A 14859-nucleotide genomic window follows, 5' to 3' on the forward strand; every position below is an offset into this window, starting at 1 on the left:
TGCTTTATGAAATGTTTGAAAGTTTTTTAAATATTTCAAATACTACAGAGAAATCCATATCTGTTAAATTATTTGATTTTGCACTATTATAGTATTCTCTTGAAATTGCAGTAAATTGTGAAACAACACCAAGTTTATTCGCAACATCTAAAGCATAAGTTAAATCTTTATGGATTAAACCTGTAGAAAAATGGGTTGAATAATCTTTATTTAATAATTTTTCTTTTTTTGCATCTAAAACCATAGATTTTCCTGCACCATTTTCAAGAACTTTTAATGCAAGTTTTTCATCTATTCCGGCTTTCTTTGCAAATATAAATGCTTCACATAAAACATTAAAAAATGAACCAAGCACTGCATTATTTATAAGCTTCATAGTTGAAGCCATACCATAATCTCCAATAAAAAAGATTTCTTTCCCTAATGCTGAAAATATATCAAGATTGTTTTTGTAAATATTTTCATCACCACTTATAAGTATTGTTAAAACTCCTTTTTGAGCCGGTATCACACTACCTATAACAGGTGCTTCTAAAAAATAAGCTTCATTTTTTATAATCATATTTGCAATGTTTTTTGCAGTTTCCGGATGAACAGTTGTCATATCAATAAATAATTTATTTTTTATGTTGTTTTTAATTATCTTAGAGTATATATCAAATACAGAGTTAGAATCATAAAGCATAGTTATAATAATTTCTCTATCTTTTATCAGTTCTTCCAATGTTTCAGTATAAGGCAATCCACTATTTTTTGCTTTTTCAATAGTTCTATTCCATACTTTAATCTCAAAACCGGCATTTTTTAAATTAATAGCCATAGGAAGTCCCATATGACCAAGACCTATCCAACTAATTTTTTTACTCATGTTAATCACCTCATAGAATATATTTATATAAACGATTTTGATATTTTATCATATTATATTTGATTCAAAGATTTAGATTTAATATTTCTTGCATTAATAGATTAAAATCCTTATAATATAACAAAATTTCATAATATTTAGAGGTAAAAGAATGTTTAAATCTTTATATGAGAAGATAAAAAAAGGTGTTGAAAAAACAAAAGCACAATTAATGAAAATTTCTTTTAGAAGAAAGATAGATGAAGCTTTATTTGAAGAGATAGAAACTGCTTTATTAAAAGCTGATGTTGGAGTCAAAGCTACTCAAGAAATAATGAAATTTTTAAGGGAAGAAAGCAAAAAAAGGGGTATAACAGAAGGAGAAGATTTAAAATCATTACTGAAAGAAAAATTAATAGAGATATTATCCGGTTGTAAAGGAGAGCTTAATCTTAAAGGAGAAAAACCGGATGTTATACTATTTTTAGGCATAAATGGAAGTGGTAAAACAACAACTGTGGGTAAATTAGCATCTTTATTAAAAAAAGAAGGAAAATCTATTGTTTTGGCAGCAGCAGATACATTTAGGGCAGCTGCTATAGAACAGCTTGAGGTATGGGCTAATCGTGCAGGGGCGAGATTAGTTAAACATTCTCAAGGGGCAGATCCTTCTGCCGTTGTATTTGATGCAATTAATAGTGCAAAAAGTAGACAGGAAGATATTGTTATTGTTGATACAGCCGGAAGATTACATACAAAAGAAAATTTAATCAAAGAACTACAAAAGATAAAAAGAACAATACAGAAATTTTCACCAAATCAACCATGCGAAACTTTACTTGTTCTTGATGGAACAATAGGTCAAAACTCAATAAATCAGGCAAAAACATTTAAAGAAGCAGTAGATATAACCGGCATTATAATTACAAAACTTGATGGGACTGCAAAAGGCGGTGCTATTATTCCAATTTGTCAGGAATTAAAAATACCTATTAAATTTATAGGTGTTGGGGAAGATATAGAAGATTTACAACCATTTGACCCTAAGAATTTTGTAAATGCTTTATTTGATTAACCTTTGGTATAATATTAAATACTTGAAATTATTAAGAAAGGGAGATTTTTTATTTGAATAAAAAAATTTTAGTTTATCTTGGTATATTCTTTGCTATATTTTTTACTTTTTTCACTGCTTTTGTTGTTTTTAATCTTAGAGATTTACCGGATGTTCGGCAGCTTGAACATTGGAAACCAATGCAATCTACCCAGATATTTGATGATAATGGAAAATTGTTTGCCGAGCTATATATACAAAAAAGGCAGTATGTTCCACTTAGTAAAGTGCCAGATATAGTTAAAAAAGCATTTATAGCAGCCGAGGATAAATCTTTTTATACAAATCCGGGAGTAGATATATTTGGAATAGCCAGAGCTTTTGTAAAAAATCTATTCTCAGGTAGAGTTGTAGCCGGTGGTAGCACCATATCGCAACAACTTGTAAAAAATCTATTTTTAACACCGGAAAGAAGTTTATCCAGAAAAATTAAGGAGTTTGTGCTTGCAATAAAACTAAATAGATATTATAGCAAAGATAAGATATTAGAAATGTATCTAAATCAGATATACTTAGGGCATGGAAGTTATGGCGTTCAATCTGCTGCACAAACTTATTTTAATAAAAATGTATGGGAACTTGATGTTTGTGAAGCGGCAGTTCTTGCAGGACTTCCAAAAGCACCTTCTTATTATGACCCATATAAAAATCCGGAAGCTGCAAAAAAAAGACAACTTATAGTATTACAAAATATGCTTGAGGAAGGTTATATAACAGAAGAAGAATATAAAGAATGTGCAGAAAAACCTATAAAACTTGCTAAAAATTATAAATCTGATGGTTATAATGATTATGCTACAGAAATGGTAAGACAATGGCTTGTAGATAAATTTGGAGATGATGTTTTATACAAAGGCGGTTATAAAGTATACACAACCTTAGATAAAGATTTACAAATCTATGCCACAAACAGAATACAGAAAAAATTAGAAGAACTACAACTTCAAGTCGGCTTTCCTAAGCTTACAGAAGATGAAATTAATCAGTTAAAAGAAAGATATGAAAATCAAGATTCTATAATGATACAGGATAAGATATATATAGCAATTATATCAGAGATAAAAGGAAAAGTAATTAAATTTAAAATAAAAGATGTGGAAGGTAGTGTTATATTTAACGGAAATTTAAAAAATGCAAAGGTAGGAATGCCAATATTCGTAAGATATAAAAACGAGAACAGTTTTGAGTTTGTGCCATTTTTAGAAGGTGCAGTAGTTTCAATAGATTCCCATACCGGAAAAATAAAAGCAATTGTTGGTGGATACTCTATTTATAAATCTCAATTTAATAGAGTATTCCAAAGCAAGAGACAACCCGGTTCTGCATTTAAACCTATTATATATATGGCCGCGTTATTAAAAGGATATACCCAAATATCTTTATTAAAAGATGAACCTATATCATTTTGGGATTATAGCCAAAATAAAGAATGGATACCTTCTAACTATGATGGGCAATATAGAGGAACTGTATTGTTAAGAACTGCCCTTGCCCAGAGTTTAAATGCTGCTACCGTATATCTTCTATCCCAGATAGATTTTGACCCTGTTCTTGATGTGGCTCAAAGGGTTGGTATAACTTCAAGATTACCTAAATTTTATTCTCTTGCCCTTGGTTCTATAGAAGTTTCTCCGATAGAGCTTGCAACGGCGTTTGCAACATTTGGAAATGAGGGAACAAGATGCAAACCATTTTTTATAAAGAAAGTTATAGACCCTGAAGGAAAAGTTGTGTTTGAAGATAAAGAAGAATGCATGGATGTGCTTCCAAAACCTGAAACTGGAGTAATGTTAGATTTACTTAGGGCTGTAGTGACGGAAGGGACTGCTACAAGAGCTGCTTCTCTTCCTTTCCCTGTAGCCGGAAAAACAGGAACAACAAATGATTATGCAGATGCATGGTTTGCAGGATTTGACCCTGATTTAACAACAGTTGTATGGGTAGGATATGATAGAAGAAAACCCATAGGAAAAGGAATGGCAGGAGCCGTAGCAGCTTTACCTCTATGGATGGATATTATGGCTTATGCTAATAGAAATGGTGGAGTAAAAGAATTTTCTAAACCGGATGGTGTTGTTTATATTCCTATAGACCCTATTACAAGAACTATATCTGTTAATAACTGCCCTAAAAAATATATGGCATTTGTAGAAGGAACATATCCTACAGTAGATTGTGAAGGAAATCCGGTAGATTTATCTAAGGTATTTGCTCCTACACAGCAACCATCAGAACAACAACCTGAACAACAGCAAACAGAACAACCTGAGCAACAACCACCACCGGAACAAACACAATCTCCTGAAAATAAAGCAGAAGAAAAAATACCATCTGCAAAAGATATATTAAATTTGATAAAAGAAGGAGAAAAACAATGAAATATAATTATCCGGATAGCAAAGGATATTTTGGAATATATGGTGGTAAATTTTTACCTGAAACATTAATACCTGCATTGGAAGAACTTGAAAAACAGTATGAAAATATAAAAAAAGATGGAGATTTTCAAAGGGAGCTTCTTTATTATATGAGAGAGTATGCAGGAAGACCCACAATATTATATTATGCAGATAGATTAACAAAAGCTGTCGGTGGAGCAAAAATATATCTTAAAAGAGAAGATTTATTACATACAGGAGCTCATAAAATAAATAATACACTTGGACAGGTATTACTTACAAAAAAACTTGGTAAAAAGAGAGTAATAGCAGAGACAGGTGCAGGACAGCATGGTGTTTCAACTGCTACAGCTGCGGCATTATTTGGGCTTGAATGCACCATATATATGGGAGAAGAAGATGCAGAAAGACAGGCACTAAATGTATTTAGAATGAAATTACTTGGTGCAGATGTAAGAATAGTAAAATCTGGAAGTAGGACATTAAAAGATGCAGTAAATGAAGCTTTGAGAGATTGGGTGACAAATGTAAGAACAACCCATTATATAATCGGTTCAGCCCTTGGACCACATCCATTTCCGATGATTGTTAGAGATTTTCAATCTGTTATAGGGCAGGAAACAAAACAGCAAATTATTGAAGTAGAAGGAAAACTTCCGGATTATATAGTTGCCTGTGTAGGTGGTGGTAGCAATGCAATAGGAATATTTTATCCATTTATAGAAGATGAAGATGTTAAACTTATCGGTGTAGAAGCAGGAGGATATGGAATTGAGACCGGTATGCATGCAGCAAGTATAAATGGTGGTAGCATTGGAGTATTACACGGTATGAAAAGTTATTTTATTCAGGATAAATGGGGACAGATAGAAAGCACCCATTCTATCTCTGCCGGTTTGGATTATCCCGGAGTTGGTCCAGAACATTCATTCCTACATGATATTAAAAGGGTAGAATATACTACTGCAACAGATGAAGAAGCCCTGCAAGGATTTTTCCTATTATCCCAAACAGAAGGGATAATTCCGGCACTTGAAAGCTCCCACGCAGTTATAAAAGCAGTAGAAATAGCCCAAAAACTTGATAAAAATCAGATAGTTATTATAAATCTATCCGGTAGAGGAGATAAAGATGTGGCTTCTATAAAAAATCTCCTTGATACAGAAAAAGGATTATATGAAAAAATCATTGATAATCTAAAAACTAAATATAAATTTTAAAGAAAAAAATTTTTAAAAAAGGTTGAGCTATATGGTAAATTTAAAAGATTTTAATTTTCAGCAATTGGAAAATTATCTTATAAATAATGGATTTGAAAAATTTAGAGCTGTGCAGATAGCCAAATGGCTTTATATTAAAAAAGTAGATTCTTTTGATTTAATGACAGATTTAAGTAAAAATTTGAGAAATTTTTTAAAAGAAAATTGTGAAATAAACTCTTTAAAGCTGTTATATTGGGAACAATCTAAAATAGATGGTAGTATAAAATTTTTATGGGAGCTAAAAGATAAAAACACCGTAGAAACCGTGCTTATCAATGAAAAAGACCATAAAACATTATGTGTATCTACGCAGGTTGGTTGTGCAGTAGGATGTAAATTTTGCTTTACAACAAAAGATGGATTAATAAGAAATCTTGAAACAAATGAGATAGTTGAGCAGTATATTCAGGTTCAAAGATTCGTAGGAAATGAAGAAAGAATATCTAATATTGTGTATATGGGAATGGGAGAGCCTCTTGCAAATTATGAAAATACAAAAAAATCCGTTCAGATATTTACAGATAAAAGAATGGTTGGTTTATCAAATAGAAAAATAACAATCTCTTCCAGTGGGATAATAGCACAAATAAAAAAGATGTATGAAGATAAAGAATTTCCTCATGTAAAGCTTGCTGTATCCTTAAATGCTCCTACCCAATCAAAAAGAGAGTTTTTAATGCCAATATCCCAAACAAACAGATTAGAAGAATTAATAAAAACATTAAGAGAGATACCATTAAAACCCGGTTGGAGAATAACCTTAGAATATGTCCTTATAAAAGGAGTAAATGATACAATAGAAGATGCAAAAAATCTTGTAAAATTAATCAAAAAAGATAGAAATAGATTTAAAGTAAATCTTATACCATTTAACCCTTATCCTCTTTCTGAGTTTGAAAGACCGGAAGAAGAAAGAATATTGGCATTTGAAAAGGTTTTATGGGATAATAATATAGCTACATTTATAAGATGGAGTAAGGGAAGGGATATATCCGCTGCTTGCGGGCAACTAAGAAAAAAAGATTTATTACAGATAAATCCTGTATAAAAAGGAGATGCTTTTATGGAGTTTGAAAAAGTTATAGCCTGTATAGGTGCCGGATATGTTGGTGGTCCTACAATGGCAGTTATTGCCTATAAATGTCCTCAATATAAAGTAATTGTAGTAGATATAAATAAAGAAAGAATAGATAGATGGAACTCTGATAATTTACCTGTATATGAACCGGGATTAGATGAGATAGTGAAGCAAGTAAGAGAAAAAAATCTATTTTTTTCAACAGATGTAGAGTCTGCTATAAAGGAAGCTCAGATAATATTTGTTAGTGTCAATACACCTACAAAAGAATATGGTGTAGGTGCCGGAATGGCAGCAGATTTAAAATATTGGGAAAAATCTGCAAGGGATATATTAAAATATGCAAATTCTGATAAAATCGTTGTAGAAAAAAGCACAGTGCCGGTAAAAACAGCAGAAGCAATAGAAAGAATATTATCTACTTCCGATAAATACAAATTTGAAGTAATTTCAAATCCGGAATTTTTAGCAGAAGGGACAGCTATAAATGATTTATTATATCCGGATAGGGTTTTAATAGGTTCAAGGGAAACTCCTTCCGGTATAAAAGCAAGGGAGGAAATAGTCAAAATTTATGAAAATTGGGTGCCAAGGGAAAAGATAATTACATCAAATATATGGAGTAGTGAGCTTGCAAAACTTGCTGCAAATGCATTTTTAGCCCAAAGAATATCATCAATAAATGCATTAACACCTCTCTGTGAGATAACAGGAGCCGATATAGAAGAAATTGCTTATGCAGTAGGGACAGATAGCAGAATAGGTAATAAATTTTTAAAGCCAAGTGTAGGTTTTGGTGGTTCTTGTTTTAAAAAGGATATATTAAATTTAACATATATCTGCAAATATTACGGACTTGATGAAGTTGCAGATTATTGGCTAAAAATAGTTGAGATAAATGAATATCAGAAAAATAGATTTGTCTTAAGAATATTGGAAGAGATGTTTAATACGCTTTCCGGCAAAAAAATTGCATTATTTGGTTTTGCATTTAAAGCCAATACAAATGATACAAGGGAAAGTGCAGCTATCACAATAGCTAAAAAATTAGTTGAAGAAAGAGCAATTTTATCTATAACAGACCCAAAAGCCCTTGAAAATGCCAAAAAAGATTTAGAAGGTGTAGAAGGAGAAATTTATTATACAGAAGACCCTTATGAAGCCGTAAAAGATGCAGATGCCATAGCTGTTATAACAGAATGGGATTTATTCAAAAATTTAGATTATGAAAAAATATATTCTCTAATGAGAAAACCGGCATTTATATTTGATGGTAGAAATATACTTGACCATAAAAAATTATTTGAAATAGGCTTTAATGTTTATCCTCTCGGCAAACCACCTTTAAAGCATTTTTAATGGTTAGAGTGAAATTAAAAGCTTTTCAAATATAATTATAACCCGAATTGTGTGTGAGAAAAAAAATTATTATACAAAAAACCTCTTTTTTCAGATAGTTATGAAAAAAATCATAAGAGAAGGATTTAAATATTAATAAAGGTTTTAGAACGGGTTTATAAGTATAAAATATGCAAACTGTAATGGCAGATTTGGAATGGGAGCAAAAGCTCCCTCTTTTATAAATTTTCTCAATAGACCTATTTAAATTTTAAAATTTTTTAAATCTAAAAAAATAATAAAATGTATAAATAAATTTTTAGGAGGAAAATCTTTGCAATATTTAGGAGGTATTATTTTTACATCTGTTTTGGCATTGATTTCTATGTTTTTATCAGGACTGCCTATTATAAAAAATACAGTTAATTTTAGTCCTTTGATTATTGCTATATTGATTGGTGTAGCTATCGGAAATATCTTTAAAATGCCGGATATACTTAAACCGGGGATTACTTTTTCATTAAAGAGAATATTAAGATTGGCTATTATACTTCTTGGATTTAGATTAACATTTCAAAATGTTATAGATGTAGGTTTAGAAGGTTTAATTGTAGATAGTTTTATGCTTATTTCTACTTTTATTCTTGGTGTTTGGGTTTCTAAAAGATTTTTTGGTCTTGATGATAAGATGAGTTATCTAATTGCTTCCGGTAGTTCAATATGTGGAGCATCTGCTGTGCTTGCTACTGCTCCTATTGTTAAATCTGAACTTCATCATGCGGCTATGGCTGTAGCAACAGTCACTATTTTTGGGACAATTTCTATGTTTTTATATCCTGTTGTTTATAAAGCCGGTTTACTTCTTGATTTTGATGATATTAGATACGGAATATTTACAGGAGCAACAGTTCATGAAGTTGCTCAGGTTGTAGCAGCATCATTTACTATATCTGAAATGGCAGGAAATACTGCAACTATTGTAAAACTTACAAGGGTTATGATGCTTGCACCACTTTTATTAGTTTTAAGTTTTTATTTTGCTATGAAACATTCTACCCATGGAGTAAATTTAAGAGAAATTCCTATTCCTTGGTTTGTATTTGGATTTATAGCTGTAGTAGGATTAAACTCTCTTAATATAATACCAAAAGATGTTGTAAATATATTAAACACAATAGATACATTTTTGCTTACGGTAGCAATGGTTGCAATGGGATTAGAAACTAATATAAATAAAATGAAAGGTGTAGGTATGAAACCTATCTTTGCAGCATTTATTGTATTCTTATATCTATTTATAGGTGGAATTATTGTTGTTAAAGTTGTTCACTCTATTTTATAAGGTTATTTCGGTGCCTATACCGGATTGGGTGAATATTTCAAGTAAAACACAATGGATAACCCTTCCATCTAATATATGAGCTTTTTTTACACCTTGCTCAAGAGCTTGGATACAAGCTTTTACCTTCGGTATCATCCCACCTTTGATGATACCTTTTTCTATCATCTGATTAATTTTTTCTACATTTATAGATGAGATAGTATTTCCATTTTCATCTTTTAATCCTTCTATATCGGTTAAAAATATTACTTTTTCTGCCTGTAAAGCTCCGGCTATTGCAGATGCTACAAAATCTGCATTTATATTATATGCATTTCCTTCATCATCAAATCCAATAGGTGCAATAACCGGTATATAATTATCTTCATCAAGATGTCTTATTATATCCGGATTTACTTTAACAACTTCTCCAACATGCCCTAAATCAAGAAGTTCAGTTGGTCTAAAATCTCCCATTGTTTTAAAATATTCATCTGCATCTAACTTTTTTGCTTTTATAAGCTCTGCATCTTTACCTGTAATACCTACAGCTTTAATATGTCCACCGGAATATTTATTTATCATCTGAACTATGGCTTTATTGACAAGACCACCTAAAACCATCTCAACAACATCCATTGTTTCTTTATCGGTAACCCTCAATCCACCTACAAATTTTGATTCTAAACCCATTTTTTTTAGATATTGCCCTATTTGGGGACCTCCTCCGTGGACGATTACAGGATTTATTCCTATATATTTAAGCATTATAATATCCTGTGCAAAGGCTTCTTTTAAATCTGCTTTTTCCATAGCATTTCCGCCGTATTTTATAACAAATGTTTTTCCTCTAAATGTTCTTATAAAAGGTAATGCTTCCATTAAAATTTTTGCTTTTTCCAATGCTTTTTCCATTTTATTTACCTCATAAATTCTTCTAAAAATTCTAAAACTTCTTTATTATATGCTATTTCTACCCAATATAATCCATCTTCATGCTCTATTTTTATAATATTTCCTTCTACAATAATATTTATTAATCCGTTTGAAAAATACCATTCAAGCTCTTGTGTTGGTGCCTGCATAAATAAAGTAAATCCACCTTTTCTTTTAGATATTTTTTTTTAAAATAATCGGTGTTTTTGTAATAGTATCTTCTTCTTCCCACTCGGAAGAGATAACATCAACAGCTATTCCTCTAATATTAAAATCTTTTTCTACCATATTATTCCTCTTTTGCTATTTTCGGTTTATCAACAGTTTTTTGTAAGAATTCTTTTAAAATTAATTTTTTTCTTTCCGGTTCATATTTTCTGTTAAATCTATTTTGATATAATTTTAAGGCAATTTCAACTTCTTCCTTTCTATCAATCAAAAAATCTTTTATAAAATTTAAAAGATTATAAGCTTTCCTATGGGATAAAATTAGATTATATCTGTTATTAATTTTTATTAATTTTCCGCCAAACTGTTCTTTTATAGATTTTAGATTATTTTCTGTTTTGGATTTTAATACTAAATGAATATAATAAGAGCTTTTTGTTCTTTTATCTTTTTTTATGGATAAATTTCCGGTTGATTCAAAAAGACCGGCAATATAAGAAGGATTTATATTACTCTCCATTTTTCTCCATTTCTTCTATCTCTTTTAATAGCTCTTTTACCATATCCTCTTCTAAAACTCTTCTTATTGGCTCACCTTTTTTAAATAAAATTGCTGATTTATTTCCACAAGCAAGTCCTATATCTGCTTCTTTTGCTTCTCCTATCGCATTTACCACGCAACCCATAATCGCTACTTTTATAGGCAAATCTTTTCCTTTTAAACTTTGTTCTACTTTATAAACTATGTCCGGAAGATTTACTTCTATTCTACCACAGGTAGGACAGGATATAATCTCTATACCTTTTCTTCTAAGACCAAGAGATTGTAAAATATTATAAGCTGTTTCTATTTCTTCTTCCGGGTCAGCTGTCAAAGATACTCTGATTGTATCTCCTATACCAAGATAAAGTAATATTCCTATTCCTACCGCAGATTTTATAGAACCTCTGCCGGCAGGTCCTGCCTCTGTTATACCTATATGAAGTGGTATATCTGTTTTTTCTGCAAAGATTTTATTTGCTTCTATATTTTGTAAAACATCAGAGCCTTTTATCGATACTTTGAAATTATAAAATCCTACGGACTCAAAAAATTCAGACCAATATAAAGCACTTTCTGCAAGAGCCTCTGCCGAAGGATACCCATATTTTTGTAATAATCTTTCTTCTAAAGAACCGGAATTAACACCAATTCTTATTGCTATATTTCTTTTTTTACATTCTTCTATTATTTCTTTTATCTTTCCTTTATCATTAATATTTCCTGGGTTTAATCTTATACCGGATATTCCACTTTCAAGGGCTTTAAAGGCTATTCTCGGACTAAAATGTATATCTGCAATTACCGGAATAGGTGAGTTTTTTGTTATTTCGGGTAAAGCTTCTGCATCTTTTTCTGTAGGAACTGCTACTCTTATTATTTCACAACCGGCTTTTGATAATCTATATATTTGTGATAATGTGGCTTCTATATCGTGGGTTTTTGTGTCTGTCATTGATTGGACAACAATAGGTGCATCATCACCTATTTTTACATTACCAACATATACGGCTCTTGTTTTTCTTCTTTTTATCATTTAACTCTCCGGTATTTTTAGCACCTGGCCTACAGAGATTGTATTATCAGATAAGTTATTTAATTTTTTTATTTCTTCAATATCTGTATTATACATTTTAGATATTCTGTATAGGGTTTCTCCTTCTTTTACTATATGGGTTATATATTTTTTGTTTTCTTTAAACACAATATTTGAAATTTTTTGTTCTGAATTGATAGGTATTTTAAGAACCATACCGACGGAGATATTATTATCCGTTAGATTATTTACTTTTTTTAATTCCTCAATATCTACATTATAAATCTTAGATATTCTATATAAAGTTTCTCCTTCCTTTACTATATGCTGTTTATAATCTTTTGAGTAGCTTACAAGCTGTATAGGTTGCTTTTGCTGGTTTTTATTTTCTTTGACTATCTGGGTATTGTTATATTTTGGAATGTATATATATCTTTTGTCAAATTCTGCCAGCATCAATTTTGGTATATTAATATTTACTCCATCTAAGGCTATCTCTTTTTTAAGATGGGCATTATAAAATTTTAAAACTTCGTAATCTATTTTGTATTTTTTTGCTATTTCATCTAAGGTTATTTCTCTATCTGCTATTTCTGTTATTATTTCATATTTATTTCCGGCTATATCTAATCCATATTTTTCAGGATTTTGAGCAATTAAAAGTAATGCAAAGAATCTTGGAACATATTCTCTTGTTTGGTCAGGCAAATCATATTTTATGTCAGTAAATTTATATTTTTCTGTGGATAATTTAGTTGATATACATTTTTCACCGCAGTTATAAGCAGCAATAGCTAAATCCCATCTTCCAAAATAGTTATATAGATATTGTAGATATTTAGCTGCTGCTATGGTGCTTTTAACAGGGTCTCTTCTTTCATCTACATAATCATCTATTCTAAGACCGTATCTTTTTGCAGTAGATGGTATAAATTGCCATATTCCGGCTGCACCTGATATAGAAGTAGCATAAGGATTATATCCACTTTCTACAACTGCTAAATATGAAAGTTCTTCAGGTATATTATATTTTGAAAATATATCTTTTACTAAAGGCAAGAAATAATTAGCTCTTCTTAATGCTACTTCTGTAAATTTCTTTTTATTAACTGCATATTCATAAATGAATTTTTGGATATCTTCATCTTCAGGAATAGGTATGTTTAGAGAGTTTGCTTCTTTCTGTAAAATCTGTTTTTCTTCAAGCTCTATGTTTGGTTTGTTTTTTACTATTATTTCTTTTCTTTCCGGTTTATAAGTTATAACTTTTTCAGGCAAAGATGGTTTTTTTTCTATCTTCGTTTGCTTTTTTGGAACATCTTTTACGGCGACACTACAAGATGTTAAAACAAGAGCAGATATGTATAAAAAAATATATTTTTTTTTCATTTTACCTTAGCCTCTTCTTTACTACTTTCCTTTCGGAAAAATCTGTATAAACTTTAGAGCATTGAAAGAAAACTAACTAAACTTCAACATTTGATATAGCTTTTACTTTTTTGTGTTCTTTTATTGTATTGTCTTTTTCGTCTATATAGACTAAATCTATATGAAAATTAGATAACTCTTTATCTGAAACTTGAGCATAGGAAGCAATTATTATAATATCTCCATAATGTCCAAGTCTTGCAGCAGCACCATTTAATATGCATTCTCCACCGTATCTTACACCGGGAATAACATAAGTTGAAAATCTATTTCCATTATTTACATTGTATATTTCTATTTTTTCAAAAGGGACAAGATTTGCAGCTTCCATTATAGCTTCATCAAGGGTTAAGCTTCCTTCATAATGTAAATCTGCACCGGTTATTTTTATTCTATGTATTTTAGATTTAAGCAATGTTCTTACCATTTGCCGTATCTCCTTTTTAAAATTCTCTTTCTACTACAAATTTTGCAAGATTTTTTAGTTCTTTAAGATAATCATTTTCCGGAAAATTTTCAAGCTCTTTTAAGGCTTTATTTATTAATTCTTTTGCTTTATTTATTGATTTTTCTATTCCTCCATATTTTATAACAATCTCTTTTATTTTTAAAATATCCTCTTCATTTACACCATTTATACTTCTTACAACTTTTTTAATTAAATTAAATTCTTCTTCTGTCAATTTATCCATAATAGAAAGCAAAGGATAAGTGATTTTCCCTTCTTTTATATCATTACAAACAGGTTTGCCTACTTTGTTTTTATCTGCTGTATAATCTAAAATATCATCTACTATCTGAAAAGCAAGACCAAGATAAAGTCCGTAATTGTAAGCCGACAAAAGCTGTTTTTCTTCTGCTTCTCCCAGTTTTGCTCCTACATAGCAACAGCTTGCAAAAAGTGCTGCCGTTTTTCCAGTTAATATCTTAAAATATTCTTCTTCTGTTATATCTAAATCTCCAATTTTTTTAAGTTCTAAGAGCTGACCTTCTGCCATTTTTTTAACAGCATCTGATACATTTCTTATCATATCAATATCACCGTAAATTGAAAATAGATATAAAGCATCTGCATACATATAATCACCTACAAGTACAACAACATCATTTCCGAATACTTTATTTGCAGATGGTTTTCCTCTTCTTGTGTCTGCCATATCTACAACATCATCATGTAAAAGGGAAGCTGTATGTAGATATTCCATTGCAACAGCAAGTGGAAAATCTCTTTTTTCATTTTCTCCTTTAAATAATTTAGAAAATGTTAAAACAAGATAAGGTCTAATTCTTTTTCCACCACCATCAAATATATAATTACCAACTTCTAAAATAAGTTTTACATCCGGATTTAAATATTTTCTAAGCTCTTCTTCAATAATTTTAATCATTAA

14 protein-coding genes are annotated in these 14859 nt (G+C 30.3%); 6 read left to right on the plus strand and 8 right to left on the minus strand.

What is annotated here, in order from left to right:
* Positions 1-4 precede the first annotated feature (4 nt).
* Complete coding sequence (locus QOR43_RS02125; protein WP_265133945.1) at positions 5-868, minus strand: NAD(P)-dependent oxidoreductase; 864 nt, start codon at positions 866-868, stop codon at positions 5-7.
* Between the two features lie 151 nt (positions 869-1019).
* Here QOR43_RS02125 and ftsY point away from each other — a divergent pair, with 151 nt between their 5' ends.
* The 6 genes from ftsY to QOR43_RS02155 all read left to right on the plus strand — a co-directional run bounded on the left by ftsY (position 1020) and on the right by QOR43_RS02155 (position 9380).
* Positions 1020-1922 carry a signal recognition particle-docking protein FtsY gene (gene ftsY / locus QOR43_RS02130; RefSeq protein ID WP_265133946.1) on the plus strand — a complete coding sequence of 301 codons (903 nt, stop codon included), beginning with the start codon at positions 1020-1022 and terminating at the stop codon, positions 1920-1922.
* Positions 1923-1975: 53 nt separating this feature from the next.
* Positions 1976-4339, plus strand: coding sequence for a penicillin-binding protein 1A (locus tag QOR43_RS02135; RefSeq protein ID WP_265133947.1), 2364 nt, complete (start codon positions 1976-1978; stop codon positions 4337-4339).
* Positions 4336-5580, plus strand: a complete 1245-nt coding sequence (gene trpB / locus QOR43_RS02140; protein WP_265133948.1) for a tryptophan synthase subunit beta — start codon at positions 4336-4338, stop codon at positions 5578-5580. The genes QOR43_RS02135 and trpB overlap by 4 nt, the downstream gene beginning before the upstream one ends.
* A gap of 31 nt (positions 5581-5611) precedes the next feature.
* A complete protein-coding gene (gene rlmN / locus QOR43_RS02145; protein ID WP_265133949.1) occupies positions 5612-6670 on the plus strand; it encodes a dual-specificity RNA methyltransferase RlmN in 1059 nt (352 codons plus the stop codon).
* 15 nt (positions 6671-6685) lie between these two features.
* Positions 6686-8059: a nucleotide sugar dehydrogenase gene (locus QOR43_RS02150; RefSeq protein WP_265133950.1), complete on the plus strand. Its 1374-nt coding sequence runs from the start codon at positions 6686-6688 to the stop codon at positions 8057-8059.
* Positions 8060-8372: 313 nt separating this feature from the next.
* The gene (locus QOR43_RS02155) at positions 8373-9380 is read left to right on the plus strand and encodes a YeiH family protein (RefSeq protein WP_265133951.1); all 1008 of its coding nucleotides are present in this window, start codon (positions 8373-8375) and stop codon (positions 9378-9380) included.
* Here QOR43_RS02155 and argB read toward each other — a convergent pair.
* From argB to QOR43_RS02190, 7 genes are all read right to left on the minus strand, one after another.
* A complete protein-coding gene (argB, locus tag QOR43_RS02160) occupies positions 9375-10274 on the minus strand; it encodes an acetylglutamate kinase (protein ID WP_265133952.1) in 900 nt (299 codons plus the stop codon). The two genes, QOR43_RS02155 and argB, sit on opposite strands and share 6 nt — an antisense overlap.
* Before the next feature lie 5 nt (positions 10275-10279).
* Positions 10280-10444 carry a hypothetical protein gene (locus tag QOR43_RS02165; protein WP_265133953.1) on the minus strand — a complete coding sequence of 55 codons (165 nt, stop codon included), beginning with the start codon at positions 10442-10444 and terminating at the stop codon, positions 10280-10282.
* Positions 10445-10584: 140 nt separating this feature from the next.
* Entirely contained in the window at positions 10585-10983 is a 399-nt protein-coding gene (locus QOR43_RS02170; RefSeq protein WP_265133954.1) for an LAGLIDADG family homing endonuclease, read from the minus strand.
* Positions 10973-12040 (minus strand): flavodoxin-dependent (E)-4-hydroxy-3-methylbut-2-enyl-diphosphate synthase, encoded by a 1068-nt coding sequence (ispG, locus tag QOR43_RS02175; protein ID WP_265133955.1) that lies wholly within the window; start codon positions 12038-12040, stop codon positions 10973-10975. Before ispG ends, QOR43_RS02170 begins: the two co-directional genes overlap by 11 nt.
* Positions 12041-13429, minus strand: coding sequence for a lytic transglycosylase domain-containing protein (locus tag QOR43_RS02180; protein ID WP_265133956.1), 1389 nt, complete (start codon positions 13427-13429; stop codon positions 12041-12043).
* 76 nt (positions 13430-13505) lie between these two features.
* The gene (gene panD / locus QOR43_RS02185) at positions 13506-13895 is read right to left on the minus strand and encodes an aspartate 1-decarboxylase (RefSeq protein ID WP_265133957.1); all 390 of its coding nucleotides are present in this window, start codon (positions 13893-13895) and stop codon (positions 13506-13508) included.
* Positions 13896-13911: 16 nt separating this feature from the next.
* Positions 13912-14856 (minus strand): polyprenyl synthetase family protein, encoded by a 945-nt coding sequence (locus tag QOR43_RS02190; RefSeq protein WP_265133958.1) that lies wholly within the window; start codon positions 14854-14856, stop codon positions 13912-13914.
* Positions 14857-14859 lie beyond the last annotated feature (3 nt).

The sequence above is a fragment of the Venenivibrio stagnispumantis genome (genome assembly GCF_900182795.1).
Lineage (GTDB): Bacteria > Aquificota > Aquificia > Aquificales > Hydrogenothermaceae > Venenivibrio > Venenivibrio stagnispumantis.